The organism is Listeria booriae (assembly GCF_000766865.1).
GTDB lineage: Bacteria > Bacillota > Bacilli > Lactobacillales > Listeriaceae > Listeria_A > Listeria_A booriae.
In genome coordinates, this window is record NZ_JNFA01000011.1 from 151,902 (window position 1) to 172,593 (window position 20,692).

General features: G+C 41.6%; 22 protein-coding genes. 7 read left to right on the plus strand and 15 right to left on the minus strand.

All coding sequences use genetic code 11. From position 1 onward, the window contains the following. The first annotated feature begins 25 nt into the window (after nt 1-25). Nucleotides 26-346 carry a putative heavy metal-binding protein gene (locus EP57_RS03990; RefSeq protein WP_036084427.1) on the plus strand — a complete coding sequence of 107 codons (321 nt, stop codon included), beginning with the start codon at nt 26-28 and terminating at the stop codon, nt 344-346. A 55-nt stretch (nt 347-401) separates the two neighbouring features. Here EP57_RS03990 and EP57_RS03995 read toward each other — a convergent pair whose 3' ends face one another. Continuing rightward, complete coding sequence (locus tag EP57_RS03995) at nt 402-2,531, minus strand: MMPL family transporter (RefSeq protein WP_036084428.1); 2,130 nt, start codon at nt 2,529-2,531, stop codon at nt 402-404. Nucleotides 2,532-2,662: 131 nt separating this feature from the next. On the opposite strand from EP57_RS03995, the gene EP57_RS04000 reads away from it, so the two are divergent. Further along, entirely contained in the window at nt 2,663-3,208 is a 546-nt protein-coding gene (locus EP57_RS04000; protein WP_036084430.1) for a TetR/AcrR family transcriptional regulator, read from the plus strand. 70 nt (nt 3,209-3,278) lie between these two features. On the opposite strand, the gene EP57_RS04005 is transcribed toward EP57_RS04000, so the two are convergent. The 9 genes from EP57_RS04005 to rpsF all read right to left on the minus strand — a co-directional run bounded on the left by EP57_RS04005 (nt 3,279) and on the right by rpsF (nt 9,331). Continuing rightward, nucleotides 3,279-4,196, minus strand: a complete 918-nt coding sequence (locus EP57_RS04005) for an aldo/keto reductase (RefSeq protein WP_036084432.1) — start codon at nt 4,194-4,196, stop codon at nt 3,279-3,281. Nucleotides 4,197-4,277: 81 nt separating this feature from the next. Then, nucleotides 4,278-5,273: a DUF4003 family protein gene (locus EP57_RS04010; RefSeq protein ID WP_036084433.1), complete on the minus strand. Its 996-nt coding sequence runs from the start codon at nt 5,271-5,273 to the stop codon at nt 4,278-4,280. A gap of 29 nt (nt 5,274-5,302) precedes the next feature. Then, the gene (locus tag EP57_RS04015) at nt 5,303-5,617 is read right to left on the minus strand and encodes a DUF5713 family protein (RefSeq protein ID WP_114982808.1); all 315 of its coding nucleotides are present in this window, start codon (nt 5,615-5,617) and stop codon (nt 5,303-5,305) included. Nucleotides 5,618-5,704: 87 nt separating this feature from the next. Next, the gene (locus tag EP57_RS04020; protein WP_036084436.1) at nt 5,705-7,099 is read right to left on the minus strand and encodes a branched-chain amino acid transporter BcaP; all 1,395 of its coding nucleotides are present in this window, start codon (nt 7,097-7,099) and stop codon (nt 5,705-5,707) included. A gap of 149 nt (nt 7,100-7,248) precedes the next feature. Further along, on the minus strand, nt 7,249-7,704 hold the full coding sequence (locus tag EP57_RS04025) for a hypothetical protein (protein ID WP_036084441.1): 456 nt from the start codon (nt 7,702-7,704) through the stop codon (nt 7,249-7,251). 58 nt (nt 7,705-7,762) lie between these two features. After that, on the minus strand, nt 7,763-7,945 hold the full coding sequence (locus EP57_RS04030; RefSeq protein ID WP_036084443.1) for a DUF6440 family protein: 183 nt from the start codon (nt 7,943-7,945) through the stop codon (nt 7,763-7,765). A 188-nt stretch (nt 7,946-8,133) separates the two neighbouring features. Next, nucleotides 8,134-8,373, minus strand: coding sequence for a 30S ribosomal protein S18 (gene rpsR / locus EP57_RS04035; protein ID WP_036084446.1), 240 nt, complete (start codon nt 8,371-8,373; stop codon nt 8,134-8,136). A 58-nt stretch (nt 8,374-8,431) separates the two neighbouring features. Beyond that, nucleotides 8,432-8,980, minus strand: coding sequence for a single-stranded DNA-binding protein (ssb, locus tag EP57_RS04040; RefSeq protein ID WP_036084448.1), 549 nt, complete (start codon nt 8,978-8,980; stop codon nt 8,432-8,434). A 57-nt stretch (nt 8,981-9,037) separates the two neighbouring features. Then, entirely contained in the window at nt 9,038-9,331 is a 294-nt protein-coding gene (gene rpsF, locus EP57_RS04045) for a 30S ribosomal protein S6 (RefSeq protein WP_036084450.1), read from the minus strand. Between the two features lie 492 nt (nt 9,332-9,823). Between rpsF and EP57_RS04050 the strand changes: the two genes are divergently transcribed. The 3 genes from EP57_RS04050 (at nt 9,824) to EP57_RS04060 (ending at nt 14,623) form a co-directional block, all read left to right on the plus strand. Continuing rightward, nucleotides 9,824-12,817 carry a pectate lyase-like adhesive domain-containing protein gene (locus tag EP57_RS04050; RefSeq protein WP_114982810.1) on the plus strand — a complete coding sequence of 998 codons (2,994 nt, stop codon included), beginning with the start codon at nt 9,824-9,826 and terminating at the stop codon, nt 12,815-12,817. A gap of 64 nt (nt 12,818-12,881) precedes the next feature. Then, a complete protein-coding gene (locus tag EP57_RS04055; protein ID WP_036084451.1) occupies nt 12,882-13,622 on the plus strand; it encodes a WxL domain-containing protein in 741 nt (246 codons plus the stop codon). Between the two features lie 257 nt (nt 13,623-13,879). Then, entirely contained in the window at nt 13,880-14,623 is a 744-nt protein-coding gene (locus tag EP57_RS04060; protein WP_052167542.1) for a WxL domain-containing protein, read from the plus strand. Between the two features lie 44 nt (nt 14,624-14,667). Here the strand turns inward: EP57_RS04060 and EP57_RS04065 are convergent, their stop codons facing one another. The 5 genes from EP57_RS04065 to EP57_RS04085 form a co-directional block, all read right to left on the minus strand. Further along, nucleotides 14,668-15,018 (minus strand): DUF2200 domain-containing protein, encoded by a 351-nt coding sequence (locus tag EP57_RS04065; protein WP_036084452.1) that lies wholly within the window; start codon nt 15,016-15,018, stop codon nt 14,668-14,670. Between the two features lie 114 nt (nt 15,019-15,132). Next, a complete protein-coding gene (locus EP57_RS04070) occupies nt 15,133-15,516 on the minus strand; it encodes a DUF956 family protein (RefSeq protein WP_036084454.1) in 384 nt (127 codons plus the stop codon). 109 nt (nt 15,517-15,625) lie between these two features. Beyond that, nucleotides 15,626-16,537: a PTS system mannose/fructose/sorbose family transporter subunit IID gene (locus tag EP57_RS04075; protein WP_036084455.1), complete on the minus strand. Its 912-nt coding sequence runs from the start codon at nt 16,535-16,537 to the stop codon at nt 15,626-15,628. A gap of 21 nt (nt 16,538-16,558) precedes the next feature. Next, nucleotides 16,559-17,368 carry a PTS mannose/fructose/sorbose transporter subunit IIC gene (locus tag EP57_RS04080; RefSeq protein ID WP_036084457.1) on the minus strand — a complete coding sequence of 270 codons (810 nt, stop codon included), beginning with the start codon at nt 17,366-17,368 and terminating at the stop codon, nt 16,559-16,561. Nucleotides 17,369-17,392: 24 nt separating this feature from the next. After that, entirely contained in the window at nt 17,393-18,358 is a 966-nt protein-coding gene (locus EP57_RS04085) for a mannose/fructose/sorbose PTS transporter subunit IIA (protein ID WP_036084458.1), read from the minus strand. A 353-nt stretch (nt 18,359-18,711) separates the two neighbouring features. On the opposite strand from EP57_RS04085, the gene EP57_RS04090 reads away from it, so the two are divergent. After that, a complete protein-coding gene (locus EP57_RS04090) occupies nt 18,712-18,939 on the plus strand; it encodes a hypothetical protein (RefSeq protein WP_036084459.1) in 228 nt (75 codons plus the stop codon). A 109-nt stretch (nt 18,940-19,048) separates the two neighbouring features. Beyond that, entirely contained in the window at nt 19,049-20,593 is a 1,545-nt protein-coding gene (locus EP57_RS04095; RefSeq protein WP_036084461.1) for a polysaccharide pyruvyl transferase family protein, read from the plus strand. Nucleotides 20,594-20,692: the final 99 nt, after the last annotated feature.

Sequence of the window (20,692 nt, forward strand, 5' to 3'; positions counted from 1 at the left end):
CGACGAAATTTTTGGAGGTAATGGAATGATTTCTACAACAACACCGAGCATTAATGGCAAAGAGATTGTGGAGTATAAACAAATTGTTTTTGGTGAAGTAATTACCGGGGTTAATTTTGTGAAAGATATTGGTGCGGGATTGCGGAACTTCTTCGGCGGACGCTCGGAAGGCTATGAGCAGGAGCTGATTAGTGCTCGTGAGGAAGCGATTCGGGAAATGGAAGCTCGCGCAGAACAGATCGGCGCTAACGCAGTTGTTGGCGTGGATATTGATTATGAAGTGCTCGGCGCAGACAACGGCATGTTGATGGTTACTGCTTCTGGAACTGCTGTTGTTATTTCTTAATAAAAAAACGAAGATTGTTTACGCCCCAATGTGAGGTGTAAACAATCTTCTTTTTTTATTTATCTTTTAAGTGATGGCCTTCGATGTCAAGGGATGGCAGGATTTTGTCGAGCCATTTTGGCATGTACCATGAGCCTTTGCCGAATAGTTTCGTTAGGGCTGGAATGATGGTTAGGCGGACGACGAATGCGTCGAATAGAACGCCGAAACCGAGCGCGATACCGATAGATTTAATCATGGCGTCTGGTGCGAAGACAAAGCTGATGAAGACGGAGAACATGATTAGGGCGGCAGCGACAATGACTGGGCCACTTTCTCTTAGGCCGGTTTTGATGGAATGCGTGTTGTCTTTGGTTAGTGTGTATTCTTCGTGAACGCGTGACATCAGGAATACTTCATAATCCATGGCGAGTCCGAACAGGATGCCGATCGTGATGACTGGCAGGAAGGCTAGAACTGGGCCGGTGGTACTAATGCCAAATAGTTCTTTGAAAACTCCTTCTTGCGTGATAAGCGTCGTGAATCCGAGTGTTGCGGTTAGGGATAGCACGAATCCTAGTACGGCAATCAATGGAATGAGTAGTGAGCGGAATACGACGGTTAGCAAAATGAATGCTAGTACGACGATAACTCCAGCAAAAACAGGGATGGCATCATTTAGTTTTTGTGACATGTCAATGTTGATGGCGCTTTGTCCTGTGACTTCCATATTGATATTGTATTTGCTATCTGTTGTTTTGGCGTAGCTTCTTAGGTCGTGAACGAGTTGTGAGGTTTTGCTGTCTGTTGGACCTGTTTTTGGAATAACGGAAATGAGTGCGTAGTCGCCTGCTTTGTTTGGCATTGGTGGTGTGACGATGGCTACGTTTTTCATTTCGGAAATGTGTTTAGTGACATCGGTTAGTTTCGCTGCGTCCTGTTTATCTTTGACGTTTGCCAAAATGACTAGTGGACCGTTGAAACCTTCGCCGAATTTGTCGGATAGAATATCATATGCTTTTTTCTCGGTGAAATCGTTTGGTTTGGCGCCGTTATCTGGAATTCCTAGTTCCATTGATGCGAACGGAATACTTAGACCGCCTAAAATGAGAACGGAAAGTAGGAACGCGATGAATGGCTTGCCAACAACGAATTTCGTCCAAATGTTATCGTTTGGTTTCCCGGCTTTTGTTTTTTGTGGTTTAATTTTTTTGTGTAGTAGGCCGATGAACGCTGGGATTAAGACGAGTGCGGAAAGGACCGCGAATAGGACACTGACCGCGGAGGCTAGTCCCATGATGGTTAGGAATTCAATGCCGACTAGTGATAGACCGCAAACAGCGATAATTACTGTAATCCCTGCAAAAATGACCGCGCTACCTGCTGTTCCTGTTGCTAGACCAATTGCTTTTAGATGGTCTTCCTCGGTGCGGATAATTTGGCGGTATTTAAATAGGATGAATAGGGCGTAATCGATTGCTACGGCTAGACCGATCATGACTGCTAAGGTCAGTGTGACGTTTGGCATGTCGACATAGCTTGAGACGATGGCGATGATGCCGATACTTGTTCCTAAGCTTAGTAATGCCGTGATAATTGGTAGTCCTGCTGCGATTACGGAACCGAAGGCAATGATTAGGATGACAAGTGCTACAACGATACCGATTGCTTCTGATGAGCCGCCGATTTCCATTGGTGAAATCATGACGTTCCCTGTCAACTCGGTTTGAAGATGTTTGTTGTCCATGTCTTTTAGCGCAGTTTTGACTTTATTAATCGATTTCTCGTTTACTGCCATTGCGCTAACATTGTAGTTGATGTCTGCGAAAGCCGTTGTCATGTCTGGACTGATTGTTTTTGCTTCGTATGGATTGGCAATGCTTTCGATTTTCGCGTCGTTTTTCTTGATTTCTGCTAAAACTTTAGTGATGGACGCTTGGGCTTCTGGTGTTACAATCCCTTTATCTTGATCGCTTTTGAAAACAACGCGGATGCTCCCCTTCTGGCTATCCTGATTGAATTCTTGTTCGATTTTATCGGATGTATCTAATGATTTTAGACCACTCATTTTGATGTCATCGGAAAAATTAATCCCTTTTATGGCTAGTACAGCCACAATAATTCCTAGTACGACAAACCATGAAATGATGGTTTTCCATTTGTGTTTAGCAAATGTTTGTCCTAATTTGTAAAGTAAATTTGCCACTTAATTTGTTTCCTCCTTCGTTTCACGGTATAATTATAAGCATACAGTGTATATTACAGGATTTTGGGGCAAAATGTAAGAATCATAATGCTAACTTTGTATAGTTAGACTACAAAAAAGGGGAAGTGTCGATGAACGATAATGACTTAAGAGTGCTAAAAACGAAGAAAGCGTTGTCACAAACCTTGTCACGGATGTTGGAAAAACAAGAGCTCTCGACGATAACGGTGAATAGTATTTGCGAGAATGCGATGGTTCATCGGACGACTTTTTATAAGCATTTTTATGATAAGTATGATTTGTTGGTGTACGTGTTGCGCGAGCAGTTTCAAGGGTATTTTTCATTGGATATTAAACAGCGAATTAACCATCCGTTTCAGTCGGCATTTTCGATTGTTTTTATTGATTTGCAGTCGATATTGGACAAGCAGGAAAAGGATGAGGCGTTTTCGAAGACGATTGCGGATTATTTTTTAGCGGAGTTTCAGCGGGATATTGAGAGTAATATTGATAAATTGACGCTATCGGAAGATTTTCCGCCAGACCTATTGACGTATATTTACGCGGCGAATATTGGTGCGATTTTGCATTGGGCGCGAAATACCGATGAGCCTTATGATTGGGCGCATTTAGATAAGTTATTTACAGCCGTTTTGCCTGTGAAAATTAATATTTGATTGCAGGGTTTAGCCATACAAAAAAGTTAGATGCGCGTGATGATGGCATCTAACTTTTTTTCGATTCGTATTAAGGTAATTCATTTCCTGCTGCTAAATAAATTTCATACCATTCTTGTCTTGTTAATGTAATATCGGATGCTGCGCTGATGTCTTGCAAACGTTGCGGATTCATCGTTCCAACGATTGTTTGAATCTTCGCTGGGTGACGCAAAATCCATGCTGTTGCAATGGCTGTGTTTTTAACGCCTTTATCAGCGGCAATGCGGTCGATGACTTTGTTTAGTTCTGGGAATTTCGGATTATCTAGAAAAACGCCTTCGAAAAAGCCAAATTGGAATGGCGACCAAGCTTGGATTGTGATGTCTTTTAGACGACAATAATCTAAAATACTACCATCGCGGTCTACAGAACGGTCAATCTTCATGTTTACGTTAAGTCCCGCGTCAATCATGCCTGTGTTGGTAATGCTTAATTGCAGTTGATTCGCGACTAACTTCTGTTCTACATATTTGCTTAAAAGTTCGATTTGCATCGGATTTTGGTTACTAACGCCGAACTCGCGCACTTTACCGCTCTTCTTAAGCGACGTGAAGGCTTCTGCAACCTCTTCTGGCTCCACTAATGTATCAGGACGGTGGAGCAATAAAATATCGATATAGTCGGTGTCTAGACGTTTTAAGATGCCATCTACCGATTCTAAAATATGTTCTTTTGAAAAATCAAACATACCTGGACGAATACCACATTTAGATTGTAAAATCATTTTTTCGCGAACCGCTGGATTCATTCCAACCGCTTTTGCGAAAACTTCTTCTGATTTTCCGCCGCCATAAATGTCTGCATGATCGAAGAAATTAATGCCTGCGTCCATCGCTGTTTGGATTACTTTTTGGGCATCGTCGTTTGACAAATCTGCCATGCGCATGCAACCTAGCGCGATTTCAGGTACTTCTAAACCACTGTTACCAAGATTAATTTTGTTCAATGGAAAACACCTCTTTATCTTATTTGGGTGACGCTTACTTTCTTATTTTCACACGCCCTCACGCTTAAGTCAATTAATAACTCAGGAGCCACTGCTAGCTGCTGTTGCCGCACTTGCTGCCGCTGCTGCACTCGCCGCTGCCGCACGCTCAATCGCGATAAGCACATGAATCGATACCATCAAGCTCTCGACTTGTTCTTTCGTCATGTTTCTTGCCTGGTCTTCAGTATACAAACTCAAAGCCATCGCCGTCGAAAACTCCCGATTCCAGCGCAAACCGGCATCTTCCCGCATCGCTTCAATTAAATCAAAGAACGACGCGTCCAACTCTACACTATCGCGCACATACGCCAAAATACCAAGTGTCGCATAATGAATCGGCCGCACTTTCACACTCGCGCGGTCTAACTCCTCAGCCAATGCAATCACTTTTTTCACGTGTTCTGCGTCTTTTTCCATGAAAATCAATGTCGATGTCGCCGCCAAAAATTGCAGGCTATCGCTTCGGCGGAATCCAGCACGATTAAATTCTGTGAAATAATACTCGTTAATCTCCGTAAGCTTCTCTGGTGATAGCGGCGTATCTAATTGCGCCAACAGAACAGCCGAAGTCACGTCCTCTGCACCAGTTAAAAACGGATGTTGCTTGCGCAAACAAACATAAATTGCCTTCGCCCGCTCAGCCACCCGTCGCGGATTATCCGCTCGTAGCAACAAATACGCACCAAAATAAGTAAAGTTCGTCCGCTTAAAACCACTCTCTATCAATAACTCATAATGGTCAATCAAACGCTTCACCGTCTCCGCATCATTCTGCCCATTGACCTGCAAAAGCCCAGCTAACGAAGCCCGCGTATTGCCATCCAGCGTGTTGAAAAAACCGAGTTGCTTTTTAAACAAAGTGACCGTTTCTTTAAAAGCTTCTGCGTTAATTTCAATATTTTCACTCGTAAATAACTGCGCGATAAGAAACCGAATTCGCTTATCCACCGCCATGACACCCGACGTTTTCACAAGTTGATAATTCGACAACAAACCGCTTACAATTTTACCACTTTCAAAAGATATTTCTGACATTTTTCCACGCTCCTTCACAGTTTAGGCAATTACCACTCTCGTTCGCGAATAGCCTCTTCACAATCAATAGCCACTTTATAATGCACCAAAATTAAATCCACCGTTTCACCAATCGATTCACGCGCCGCCGTCTCTATTTCACTATCATTATCATCAAATTCTTCTTCTAGCTCATTAATACCAATTGTCGCCTTGTCAAACGCAGCTTGAATAACTTCCAAATCCGATTCACCACTCTCTAAGAGCGCCACCACTTCTTTTAAAAGCGTCTTAATTTTATCTACAAGGAAATCGGGAAAATAGGGGTCACGATACATATCCGCTAAATAATCTTTTTCGAGCATCTGCAAAACCTCACTTTGTATAGTAATTTCAGGCCCATTATAACACAAAAAACCGCAAACAACATACTGTCCGCGGTCCCATTTCTCTTACTTATTCAACAAACTGTGCTTTCGTCCATACGTGAAATACCAAATCAAACCGAATACAAACCAAATGCCGCATGCGATCCATGTTTCTGCAGATAATCGCGTAATCAAGAATACACACATCACAAAAGATATAATTGGCAATACCGGATAAAATGGCGTTTTAAAACCACGATTCGTAATTGTCTTATTCCGTCGCAAAAAGATAATCCCAATTGATACCATCATGAATGCGAATAACGTACCCATGTTCACCAATTCTGCCAACCTGTTTAGCGGTACAACGCCCGCGAAAAACATGATGACAACTGAATAAGCCCATGTACTTTTAATCGGAACATTCGTTTTTTCATCGATTTTTGCCATGCTTCTTGGTAGCAAACCGTCGCGACCCATTGCATAAATCAGACGTGTTCCGCCGTACAGCATAACAAGGATAACCGTAATCATCCCAACGACTGCACCAAGTGAAACGATTCCCGCAATCCAATCTTGATGAATAATTTGTAATGCGAAAGCTACTGGATCAGCAACGTTCAAGTCTTGATAAGACACGATTCCCGTTAACACAATCGAAACGGCGATATACAAAACCGTGCATACAAGTAGCGAACCGATAATCCCAATCGGCATATTTTTCTGTGGATTTTTTACTTCTTCAGCGGCTGATGAAACTGCGTCAAACCCTAAATACGCGAAGAATACTAACGCCGCACCGTTCAATACACCACTAAATCCGAATGGCATAAATGGCTGCCAATTGTCTGGTTTCACGTAAAACGCGCCGACAAGAATGAATAATAAGATAACACTAATTTTCAAAATAACCATAAACGCATTTACTCGTGTCGATTCGCGAATGCCTCGTGTTAACAAGTACGCGATAATCGCAACAATCGCAATCGCCGGAATGTTAACGTACGTGCCTGCTTCTGGATTAAACGCACCTGAAATCGCCGTCGGAATATGAATATTAAAGCCGGACAGTAACGACTGGAAGTACGAAGACCAACCACTGGCTACAGACGCCACAGCAAGGCCGTATTCAAGCAACAACGCCCAACCTAATAGCCAAGCAATCAGTTCCCCGAAAATCACGTAGCCGTAAGTATAGGCACTCCCAGCCACAGGTACAGACGAAGAAAATTCCGAATAACAAAGCGCCGCAAAAGCACAAACAATCGCTGCGATAACAAATGAAATAACAATCGCCGGTCCCGAATGAAGCGCCGCAATCGTTCCTGGTAAAATAAAAATCCCCGTTCCAACGATAGCCCCAACACCTAGGAAAATCAGATCCATCGCGCCAAGCATTTTCTTTAAATGAATACTTTCACTCTTATTATGAATAAGCGATTCTAACGGTTTCTTTCTCAAAAGTGATTTTAAAAACATGATTTTAATTTAGCCCCTTAATATGTGAAATGTTATTTTTAATCTACATACATCATACCTTTAAAGCATATTCGCGTCAATGTGTTAAACAATAAAAACACAAAAATAAGCCAAATCCTCTATTTTTCGAAGGTCTGGCCTATTTTTCCCTAAAACGACCCAAATTCAGCTGCTCCATCTTGTTTTAAATAACCAGTCACCAAGCCGTCTCTTAAACGAGTCTCAATCTCCCGTAACAACAAAATATAGTCAAACAATGTCTCATCAGGAATCGTCAGATCACCCGATTTAATTTTCTCAAATAAATATTCTAAAATAGCGGTACATAGCGTTTGCGGAAGTTCGACAAGTTCAGAAAATGGTGTCTGAATATCAAATCGATCCTCGCCAATCGCTTCATAAATCGTGTAATCAATCTGACCATTTTGAATTTGCTGGTGTGCTTTTAGAAAAAGAGCCAGCGTTTCTTGTTCCTTAGCCTCTAAAAATCCAGGCACTTGCTTGCGTCGCTGATATTCCGACGTCTTCACATAATACGTATCTCTCCAATAGGCGATAATGGATGTCCCGTGTTCCTCAACATATCGTAAAACAGATGTAACCATAGTTCTCTCTCCTCCTGTATGATGCTATTTACTCTATAGTCCTACTTCATCCCTATCTTCAAACGTCTTTCGTAAGGTCAGCGATGCAAGGTTTCCCATCTGCATCTAGTAGCGGTGTCATCCCACCCGCATATCCTGCCATATGAAATACATATTGAACGCCTGTTTCTTGATCTACCCAAATTTCAGTGACATTTAGTTTGCCTTGTGTATAGGTTTTCTTAAATCGTTCTTCATTCATTAGCTGTCCCCCTCGACTTGACATTGGGATTACGTTATTCAGATTAGTAGCCCCATCTACTGATCCAACATCCCTTTTTATGTAATCCTTACCATCATTATACAATAAAAAAAGATACTGCACATTAAATTTGTAAAAATTTATTTGTTATCAAAAAGACCCCCATCTCTGGGGGCCCTAATTAAATCTTATTTTTCTTCCGCAACAAATGGTAATAGTGCCATTTGGCGTGAGCGTTTAATAGCAATCGTTAATTTACGTTGGTATTTAGCGCTAGTTCCAGTTACACGACGAGGAAGAATTTTTCCACGTTCGGAAACGAATTTCTTCAATAATTCTACATCTTTATAATCGATATGCGTAATACCGTTCGCAGTAAAGTAACATACCTTTTTACGACGGCGTCCGCCTCTACGTCCTCCAGCCATTAGGTTTCCCTCCTATTCAAATTAAAAATCCAATCACGTTACTATCTCATTCTATTTATTAGAACGGTAAATCGTCATCTGAAATGTCGATTGGCTTACCATCGCTAGCAAATGGATCAGTGTTACGCGCTTGGTAACTCTGAGATTGAGGTTGTTGTTGCGGTTGTTGTCCGTAGCTATTATCGCTTTGTTGGTTGAAGCCGCCGCCACTGTTATATGACGATTGCTGTCCACCACCGTTACTGTTATTGCTGTAGCCACCGCCACCATTTGCTCCGCCGTTTGCACTGCGAGGCTCTAGGAATTGGACGCTTTCAGCAAGGATTTCTGTTACATAGACACGTTTGCCATCTTGACCTTCATAATTACGTGTTTGAACTTTACCGTCAACGCCTGCCAAGCTACCTTTTTTAAGGAAGTTCGCAACGTTTTCGGCTGGTTTTCTCCAAACAACACAATTGATGAAATCTGCTTCACGTTCGCCAGCTTGGTTAGTAAAGTTACGGTTTACAGCAAGTGTAAAAGTCGCAACAGCAACACCAGCAGGAGTATAACGCAATTCAGGATCTTTTGTCAGACGACCAACTAATACAACACGGTTCATCATTGTAGAACCAACCTCCTCTCGTTTTTTGTAAAAAATCCGGTCATTTCCCGGGGAATATTAAGCTTCTTCTTTGATAACGATGTGACGAATGATATCATCCGAAATTTTTGCTAAACGGTCAAATTCGTTGATAGAATCTGCAGTTGTCGCAGAAATACGAGTGATTTGGTACAAACCGTCTTTATGGTCTTCGATTTCATAAGCCAAACGACGTTTACCCCAATCCTTCGATTCGATGATTTCCGCACCATTGTCAGTTAAAATGCCGTCGAAGCGCTCAACTACAGCTTTCTTCGCCTCATCTTCAATGTTTGGACGGATAATGTACATAATTTCATATGTTCTTGCCATCTCTTTACACCTCCTTGTGGTCTTAGCGGCTCTGATAAAACGCTAAAATAACGCCTTATCTCCAGTATTTTCATAGCATTTCGCGTACTTCCAAACTGGAAACGAGCAAGGAATAATTTTTAATTACTCACGATTAAATATTATATCATAGCTAATTAGCGTTCGCAACTATCTACTATAAATAAGTCTGCGCTTTTTTCTAAAAGCTTGGTTGCGCAAACCACGTACATTTTTTAGGCACAAAAATACCTATTTTGGCTTCTTTTAGATATTTTTATACCTAAATTCGTAAAAAACATGCCATCGTTAATCTTCACAAAATGTCTAAATTCCGCAGAACAAAATCGCCATATGCGCTTCTTTTTAAAAAAATACAAGTATTAATACCTACTTTTCGACCTCCAACTCAGAATTGTCCTTTTTTCCATAAAAACACAGATTTCTTTTTGATAGTATGATTGGTTTATCGAAACGAAAACGAGGTGAACATTTTTGAAGAAGGTTCAACGTCTGTTGATTACATCACTGGTCTGCACGTTAGCGCTCCTTCCTGTCATGGAAAATCAAGTATTCATTCGACAATTCACACCTATTGCCAAAGCTTCTGAGACTGACATTCGTAACACCACGGAAACGACAAAAGTAAAGGGCTCCTTAAAGGCTGCTCCGAATGTTGCCGAAGTAACGGATTATTTAACATTAGAGGCCGCTATGAAAAACAGCGCCATTACCGAAATTGAGATTATGAATGACATTAATTTTTCTAACTATACAACGGGTAGCGCGGCAGAACAGAACTTGGCGATTCCAACTCGAAGTTTAACGATTGATGGCAACGGACATACTGTTGATTTTAGAAGTCGTGGTTATTTGATGACATTTGGTAGTACTCCTGTGAATGTTGTCGTTAAAGATATTTCCATGTTCGGCCGAAATTACTGGGGGCCGCTTAGACTGAGCGGAACTGCTAAGAAAGGTGCGCAACTAACGTACGAAAATGTGACATATACCGGCGCACAGCTAACTTGTTCTTATGAAGCGGATGTGAATATTGTTGGCGATGTCGTCAATTCCTCGGTGAACAGCTATGTATCGCCATTTGACGGACTGACTTATATTACATTAGGAAACCAAGTAAATCTGGAAGTCACCAATATCAACTTTCTTGAAAACTCACACTATGTTGGTTCTACTGAAAATGCTACGGTCATTTGGCTTAGCTACAACGGTACAGCGGATATTGCCAAAAATGCGCGCGTAGATTTAACACGTGGTGGCAGTGCTGGCGAAGAAGGAACAACAGCATTCCGTATCGACGGAAATTTAAATATTCATGACGACGCAATTTTGAATATTACGACAAGTCAAGATAGTACAAGTGGTGGTATCACACTAAACAATACCGGAACGCAAATCAATGTGAACGAAAACGCATCATTAAATGTGACGACAAATGGGGCTCTAACGGATGGGAGAAATCCGATTTACGTAGCTTCTGGCGCGGCGTTCAGAGTTGATTCTGGCGCTAAACTTGTTGTGAACAGTCGCAATACAAAGACATCTTACGGTTCCTCTATTTATACGGGTGACAATTGTAGTTTTATCATCGCTAAAGACGGTACTTTCGATGTCACATCGGATGGAACTGGTACAAAGAACTTGATTCGGATTGGCGTAAATGCCATTTTTCAATTTGCTGATGCGAAACGGGTTAATTTGCAATTAGATAATACAAGCGCGAGTAGCCGCCTCATTTATATGTACGGTGCTGCCGGAAAACTTGTTGTCGACGTGCAATCTGTCAAGGCATGGAACGCAATCGGATCAAGCGGTGACACTGGTGAAACATATCTTTGGAACCCGATGTACGGCATGAAAATTTCTTATTCTGGAACCAATGTCACAACGGCGGTTGGAAATTCAATCAACCTAGCCACCCAAACGAGCTTCACGCAAAACTTCCGTACGCAAAATTTTAAACGTGTATTGTTTGAAGGTATTCCCGATGTCGGTATTTCAATCCAGTCGTTATCCGACAATAAGACCGCGACTAATAGCCACGTCATCACAGGCGTCGCAACACCAGGCGCGTATGTTAGATTATCCGGTGACTCAGCCATTCCAGCGGGAACCATTGCTTCTCAAGATTTCAATGACACGAATTTATATCACGTGATTGCTGATGGGGACGGGAAATACAGCTATACATTGCCTGAAAATACATTTTTAAAAGCGGGTAATGAAGTCACGGCTTACGGTTATTTAAACGGAAAATCCCAGACAGATACGACAACAGTGCTCGACGAAACAGCACCAGATGCACCAACATTAAATCCCATTCAAGATACTTCCACTGCCATAACAGGAACGGCGGAGCCTCTCTCTACTGTGACGGTTTACAATGTACTGGATAATGCCATTTTAGCATCTGGAACAGCAGGTTCTAACGGGCAATACAGCCTCACTGTTAACGAACGGCCCATTTCCCCGTACCTTTCCTATTACGCAACAGCAACGGACGCAGCAGGCAATATAAGCCCCTATTCTACAGCTATCATCGTCAGTGACACCACCGCACCAACAGCTAGTCCACTCACGCAATACCTCACTCTCGGCGACACATTCACAACGGACGCAAAAACGCTTGTCACAGACGCTTACGACAATGCGGGCACAGAAAATATCACCTACACAATCAAAACGAAACCCGACACAAATTCCGTAGGCTATTCCAGCGCAACCGTTAGCCTCCGCGACCAAGCAGGAAACGAAAAACTCATCACGATCCCTGTTTTCATCACAGACTCCAACACAACAAAAACAGACCAAGCAATGCTTCAAGCTAGTAATTTTAAAATTTTAACAACAGATGTGCCTACAGGTAACGCCGCGCTAGACAGCCTCATTTTATCTCACGCTAAAGTAAAAGCTTGGGACATCACAACAGGCGCTGACATCACAAACCAAGTAAGCATCACAGACAAAGGCGGTCTATCAAGCACTCCAGGTCAATACACCATCACCTTACAAGTGAAAAACCTCGAAAAACAAATCACCGTCACCGTCACACAAGGTTCGCTCGAATTCACCGATGTCACAGAAACCATCTCTTTCGGCACACAAAAAATCACCTCGAACAACCACAAAATAGCACCTGAAACCGCCGTGAAACTTCAAATTAGCGATACTCGTTCGACAAATTCGAATTGGAAAGTATTCGCACAACTAGAAAGTCCATTACAAACAGAAGATGGCGATACACTTCCCGATTCTCTAGCCATCGATTATGGCGGTACATTGACATCGCTTAGCGTTCAGTCTGCCACAGAAGTTTTTGCTAATAATAATCCGCAATCAGGTGTGACAGAAATAGATTTAAATACGGGAGGTGATGCTTCCATCGTGCTGGACATGAAGCCCGGCATGATCTACGCCAATAAAGAATACCGCACAAAAATCATTTGGACACTCGAGGATGCCCCGTGATAAATCAGGTTTACTTTTCAAACCTATTTATATAAAAAACAAAACACAAAGGAGAACAAAAAACATGAATAAATTTAGCAAATTAGCATTAGTAGGTATCGTTGCAGCAGGAAGTTTAGCGATTTATGCCAGCCCGTCATTCGCCGCCGAAGTAGGTTCAACTACATCCAAAGCAGATATTACTTTCAAGGATGACGACGGCACAACGCCTACAAACCCAGTTGATCCAACAAATCCTGGTGACAATGTAACACCAACAGATCCTGACGCTCCAACACCTACAACTGGTAAATTACGCTTGGATTATGTATCTAATATTCACTTTGGTGAACAAACTATTTCTGGTAGCGACACAACATATAAAGCCAAATATGACGAAGTTTTGCAAAGTGATGGTGTAACGAAGAAATACGTACCAACTTTTGCGCAAGTAACGGATAACCGCGGAACAAATGCTGGTTGGAAATTACAAGTAAGCAACGACCAATTCAAAGCGGGCACAGAAGAATTAACTGGCGCCGTTCTGACATTAAAAGACGCAACATTGAACTCAGCAAACGTATCAAAACCAACAAACGCAAGCACCGTTATTTTGAGCGGAAATAGCTTAACACAAGACGTGGTAAACGCTCCTGAAAACTCCGGTATGGGTGTCTGGACAAACGCATTTGGTAAAACAATCGGCGCGGACGAAACTTCTGAAAATGCCAGCGTAACATTGCGCGTACCTGGTGAAACGAAGAAAGCAGCTGACGAAAAATATGTAACAACATTGACTTGGACGTTAACTGACACACCAGACTGATAATATCTTTAAAATGAGTCTGGGACATAACCCAAGTAAATCGGCGACAAGCGCTCGCATTCAGGGAGTTTGGCGGACTTCCGGTTCTCACATACACCAGTATGCTCCGCTTCCGGCTTCCACCAAACTCCCTGAATACAAACGCTTTCGCTCGATTTGTGTAAAGCAAAATTTTTCGTCTTACCCAAAGTAAATGGCTCGGCGGTTTTGCTTTATCTTGAGTTTTGTCCCAACCTCTTCATGAAAGGAGAATCCCAATGAAATCGCTAAAAATAGGTCTTCTCTGCACCATCTTATTTGCTTCTTTTTCTAGTCACGGTTTATTGGTATCAGCGGCTGAAGAAGCGGCACAATCAGATTCACATGTGATGTTTTATGCCGATGATTCTGGGACTACAACTCCAATTGATCCGACTGATCCTAGTACATCTGTTACGCCAAGCGACACTGTTTCGCCAAGTCAAGGCGCACTGCGAATCGACTATGCCTCACAAATCAGTTTTGGTGAACAACAAATTTCTGGTTCTGATAAGGATTATTATGCCCTTCTTACCGAAATTCAACCCCTTAATGACAAATCTGAGCCTGTTGGACCGAAGAAATACGTGGCTCCGTACGTACAAGTGACGGACAATCGTGGTGCGAACAGCGGCTGGCAGTTGTCATTGGCTAGCTCCCCTTTTAAAACAACGGACGGCGAAGAACTACGAGGAGCGCAATTAAGTCTATCCAACGCTCAAGTGAACTCTGTTTTGCCAACTTCTTTTGCGCCCGCCGTTTCATCCAGCTCCATTACACTAAGCAACACACCTCAAAACATCTTAACAGCAAATACAGAAAAAGGGATGGGAACTTGGACGAATGCCTTTGGAAATAATACAGATAACAGCGAACAAAGTACGACTACAGGTATAAAATTGCATGTTCCCGCCGAGTCCAAGAAACTCGCAGATGAAAAGTATCAGTCAACATTGACTTGGATTTTAAGTGATACACCGTAAATGAAAAAGAGCCTCAGCAACAATTCAGGGCTCTTTTTTTGGTCTTATTTTCGCAGTATTTTTTCCATTGTTTTGCCTTTTGCTAGTTCGTCGATTAGTTTGTCTAGGTAGCGGACTTGTTGCATCACTTTGTCTTCGATTTCTTCGACGCGGTAGCCGCAAATCACGCCTGTAATTAGTGATGCGTTTGGGTTCATTGCCGGTGCTTGTGCAAAAAATGTTTCAAAATCGATTTCCTGATCTAAAACTTGTTGTAAGGATGCTTCGTCATAACCGGTTAGCCAAAAGATGATTTCGTCTACTTCGGCTTTGGTTCGGTCTTTCTTCTCGGCTTTTTGTATGTATAGTGGGTATACGCTGGCGAATGACATGGTGTAGATTCTTGGTTTCTTCATTTTGGCTGCCTCCCTTTTAATTCGCGTGATTGCTTTTATTTTACTATGTATTGGGCGATGATGCAAAAAAGCTTCAACAGATTTAGTATCCATTGAGGCTTTATTGGGGCTTGCTTACTTCTTTTTCTTCTTGCTAAATATGGCCTTGAATGAGCGCTTCATCACGTCAAAGAAACTAAGTGAACTCACCATATTGGCCGGATCGACATAGACTCTTATTGCGCGCAGGACATCTTTTGGTTTTTTTGAGGCAAATGTGTAGGTGCCGTTGCGTTTTGTTTTGATGGCATAGCGGGGAATCCACTTGCCTTTTAGCATAACGGAAACGATGACTTGGTCTACTTCTTCCCAAGGGATTTGGATGAACTTACGGACATCGCGTGAGTTGAAAAACTCAAACCCTTTATCGCCAATCAAAATTTTGCCGTAATCTGTGAGTCCTGTATAAGCGGTGGCATCTATTGTTAAGTCTACCTTCGTATTAATCGATTGAACCAACTGTATTCGCTCCATTTCTTTTCGCTTGTTTTGCTTATTATACCATATTTCAAAACAAAAAGAGGCTAGTGTTTTAATTGCACCAGCCTCTTTTTGGATCAGCTTATTTTTACAGAAGTCCGATTAGGTGACCAACGATACCTACTACGAACAGTCCTAGAATGATAATGATTGGGCTGATTTTCTTCTTAAGCAACCACATACATAGGAAAGTAAGTGCTACTGCTGCAAGTCCTGGGATTAGGTTGTCCAAGTTATTTTGCAGTGTTGTTACTTTAATTTCGGATAATGCTAAGCCTGCTTGTTGTTGTTCTAATGCTGTTTTGATTCCTTGTGCTCCTTGTGGAAGGTGACTCCAGTCGATATACGCGCCTTCATCAAGTTTAACTTTCGAGATTATAGGGGCAAACTGAATATTTACCCACCTCTGAACCAAGGCGGCGAGCACGAACATCCCGAGTATCGAGGCACCTTTTGTAATGTCTTGTAGTAAGCCACCAGAAAGGTCATCTGTGATTTTCGAACCGGCTTTGTAGCCAAATTCTTGTGTATACCACATGAAGCCCCAACGGATAATGTTCCAAGCAACGAAGAATAAAATTGGCCCAAGAATGTTTCCACTCAAGGCAAGAGAAGCACCTAGCGCTCCTAACATTGGACGGATTGTAAACCAGAATACTGGGTCACCAACACCAGCTAGCGGTCCCATCATACCAACTTTAACCCCTTGGATTGCTACATCATCTACTTCTGCGCCGTTTGCACGTTCTTCTTCTAGTGCAAGTGTTACACCAAGAATCGGTGACGCGATGTATGGATGTGTATTGAAGAATTCCAAGTGACGTTTTAATGCAGATGAACGTTCTTCTTTTGATTTATATAATTTTTTAATTGCGGGAATCATAGAGAAAGCCCAGCCACCATTTTGCATACGTTCATAGTTCCAAGAACCTTGAATGAACGTAGAGCGCCATGCTACGCGTAAGCGATCTCCTTTTGTCAATTCGATTTTTTCTGCCATTCTCTTCTCCTCCTTTTTTGATTAATAATCGTTTAATATGTCGCCCAGTGGATCGCGCGAGTTTCCGCCGCCACCGCCGCCATTTGAATTACCGCCACCCATTTTAGAAAGGTTAAGGTAAATAAGAGCTAGTGCAACACCTAGAGCACCAATTGCGATAAGTGTTAATTGAGAAATTGCGGCTACAACGAAACCGATAACGAAGAACGGCCATACTTCTTTTGTTGCCATCATGTTAATAACAAGTGCATAACCTACTGCTACTACCATTCCTCCACCGATAGCCATACCATCTGTTAACCATGCTGGCATTGCTTCTAGGAACGATTGAACGCTGTCTGCTGGAATGAATAAAAGTGCTGCTGCTGGAATTGCGATACGAACACCTTGCATACAGATTGCGCCGATATGAAGCCATTCGACGGTTCGTATATTCCCTTTTTCTGCTGCTCTGTCCATCAAGTGAACGATTGGAACTGCTAATGTACGAACGATCATAGTTAAGAAAAGTCCTGCTACTGCAAGTGGAATTGCGATTGCGATTGCAGATGGAATACCTGCGACCCCTTGGCCACCTAAAACTAATATAATTGCTGAAGCTACTGAGGCAAGCGCGGCATCTGGTGCTACGGCTGCTCCGATATTTGCCCATCCAAGCGCGATCATTTGAAGTGTTCCGCCAAGGATGATACATGCTGTTAAGTTACCTGTTACTAATCCAATCAATGTACATGCTACTAGTGGTTGGTGAAACTGGAATTCATCTAGGATTCCCTCAATACCTGCTAGAAATGCAATAAGTACGACTAAAACTATTGATATGACAGACATAATAAACCTCCTATTTTACTTTTTTTATTTTGCCTTTAGTTCTGCTTTTGCTTTTTTAAGTATGTCTTCCATGTTTGCACTTGAGTCATTTGGAACTTTACGTACGTCGAATTTAACGCCTTTTTCTTTTAGTTTTTCGAAGGCTTCCACGTCGTCTTCTCCCATTGAAAGTACTTTACTTACAACGACTTTGCCGACTGAGTGAGCCATAGAACCAACGTTTACTTGTTCGATTTCTACGCCGCCTTCAATAGCGCGTAAAACATCTTGAGGATTTTCGAATAATAAAAGTGCTTTTGTGTTGCCAAAACGTGGGTCTTTGGAAATCTCAATCATTTTGCTAACTGGAATAACGTTTGCTTTAACCCCTGGTGGTGCTGCTTGCTCGATTAATTTCTTACGTAAATCATCTTTGGAAACCGCGTCTGACACGACAATGATTCTTGTTGGGTGCGTTGATTTTGTCCATGCAGTGGCTACTTGGCCATGCAATAAACGAGAATCGACACGTGCTAGAACAAATTCGATTTTACCGTCACCGACTGCAGTAATTTCTGCCGGGCCTTGTTCAGTGACTGCTTCTTGAGGTTGTAATTCTTCTGGTTTGACGCGAACGCCTTCTTTAGCTGGTGCTTGGATAGCTGCTGCAATTTCATGCGCAGATTCCATTGTGAAGCGTGATGAGAAAGCTTCAATCAACATTGGCAAGTTCAGTCCGGCTACGATCGCCCACTTATCTTTGTGTTGTTCGTAAAGACCGTTTGCTTGGTTGAATGGTGTTCCTCCCCAAAGATCGACTAAGAATAGTACTTCATCTTGGTTATCGAAGGATGCGATTGCTGCTTCCATCTTAGCTTTAAGATCTTCCGGGCCTTCGCTTGGCATCAAAGTGATTGCTTTAACGTTCTCTTGTTCTCCGAAAATCATCGTTCCGGATTGCAAAATGCCTTCAGCAAATTCACCGTGAGTTGCGAGGATAATTCCTACCATCTTTTTCCCTCCTAATATGATTCATTTATTTTTGCTACCCGTTTATGATATTGCAAGTTTTGTGCCAAGTTTAGTGTATTGTTGGATGATTGATTGTGGGGCAATGGTTTAGGGGGGGGTATTAATGTGGTTTCGGTTAGTGTATTATGGATTGATACAGATAGTGTGGGGTGTATATTTAGTGTATTATTGGACAAAGGGAGTATTTGAAATTATTGAATAAATCGAATGGGAATACTGGTTAGTGTGTTGTATTAGCCTTTTTTACAGTATATTTTATCTATTCAATTTCCATTATTTTAGTGGTATTATTAAGATGTTACCATAAAACAATGAAAAAAGGGAGGAAAATGATGTATTTTAGATATTTTTACATTAGTGGCGCAATTGGTCTGATTCTGTTGTTTGTTGCGCAGTCGCTTGATTTTGTAAAGAAAATAGCTATTGAAGGCGGCTTACTGGATGGTAGTGCTTATCCGGATCTTTTGGGAACTGGGCTGATGCCTATTCCGATAATCTTTTTTTGTATTAGTTTTGTGTTTTTGATGCTTTACATATATAAAGATTTGAAAATTAAATAATACTGCCGAGATGCTTCCTAACTTTAAAGAAGAAATAATGTTAACCAAACCAACATTTTGCTATACTTTATAGGAATTGATTATAAAATTGTAAGGACGTGACATTTTAATGAAAAGAGTACTCATTAGGTCAGGCATGCGCCCTACAGATATTTATACAGCAGAAGATATTTATTTAAAAGATAGAACGGGCTTTAACAACGGGAATTTAGCTTATCAATACAGTATTTATCGTACATTATGGAATGAAGATGTGGAAATAGACGCCGATGGATTATCATCGAATCCAAATTTGGCTGAGAGCATTAATGAGAATTATGATTTATACGTTGTTCCGTTAGCTGATGCTTTTCGGGACGATTTCCGCCAAACATTGCGCAACTATACAGAATTAATTCGTCGTTTGAAAATACCAGTTATCGTTACTGGGGTTGGTTTGCGCGCTAACTATGAACCTCAGTTAGAAGAAGGTTTTTCATTTGATGAGGACGTGACTAATTTCGTAAAAGCGGTGCTCGAGAAATCTGCTCAAATTGGTGTACGTGGCCAAATCACAGCTGATTATTTGAAAAAACTAGGTTTTAACGAAGATGTGGACTATCGTGTTATCGGTTGCCCTTCTCTTTATACTTTTGGCAGAGAGCTGAAAATACGGGATTTGCAATTGACGGAGCAGTCTTCTATCGCAATCAACGCCTCCCCGACCTCTTCTGACATTGCGATACAGTTCTTAAACAATATGATTGAGACACATAAAGACTATCATTTCATTCCGCAGCATTTAGATGAATTTCATTTGATGTTTGCTGGTGGGCCTGATATTAGCAGTGATATTCAAGGATATCCGACATCGATTCACCATAAATATTATCAAGAAGGACGCGTCAAGTATTTCACGAGTATGCCAAGTTGGTATGATTTTGCGAAAAATACGGATTTTAGTATCGGTTCTCGTTTACATGGTAATGTGATTCCGACAATTGTTGGGACGCCTAATATTTCTTTCGTGCAAGATGCTAGAATGCGGGAATTGGCTTCTTATCATGCGTTGACGCACGTTACCATCGATGAGCTGGAGAACATATCGGATGTGAATGAGTTGCTTAGCAAGGTGGACTTGAAGTCTGCTGAGAAAGTGCAGGCTCGTAACTTCGATAACTATATTGACTTTTTAGATACGAATGGGCTGGAACATATATATAAAGAAGATAAGAACAGAAAATCCGCACCTCTAGATTCGCTAGTACAAGCGATTGACTTTCCTTCTAGTGCTGATCCGATTACAAAATTAGTTGCTAAAAACATGCTGGAACGCGTGAAAACTGCCACTAATTTATCGGAAGAGCGCCATGATTTTAAACTACGATATCATGTGAATCGCGTGAATTACCAGCTTTCGCAACTAAAGAAATCCGCGGCACAAGAACGGACGGAGTTTAAACAAAAAATAGAAACGCATGAAAAAGATAATAAGAAAATAGAATCCGAACTTGCTCAAACCGAGAAGAAATTACAGTTAAGCATCGATGAAAACCTGCAAATGAATGCGAAGATTAAACATTATAAAGGCACTTTAAATCGAAAAGCTGTAAAAACTACATTGAAAATTGCTGATTCTTTGGCGAGTATGCGGAGTAAGGTAACTAAAAATTAGAATATAAAATAAAGCGATGAGCTCCTTGTGGGTTTGTCGTTTTTTCTATAGTGCCACATAAAAAGAACCGCCTAAGCTTTATAGCCTAAGCGGTACTGT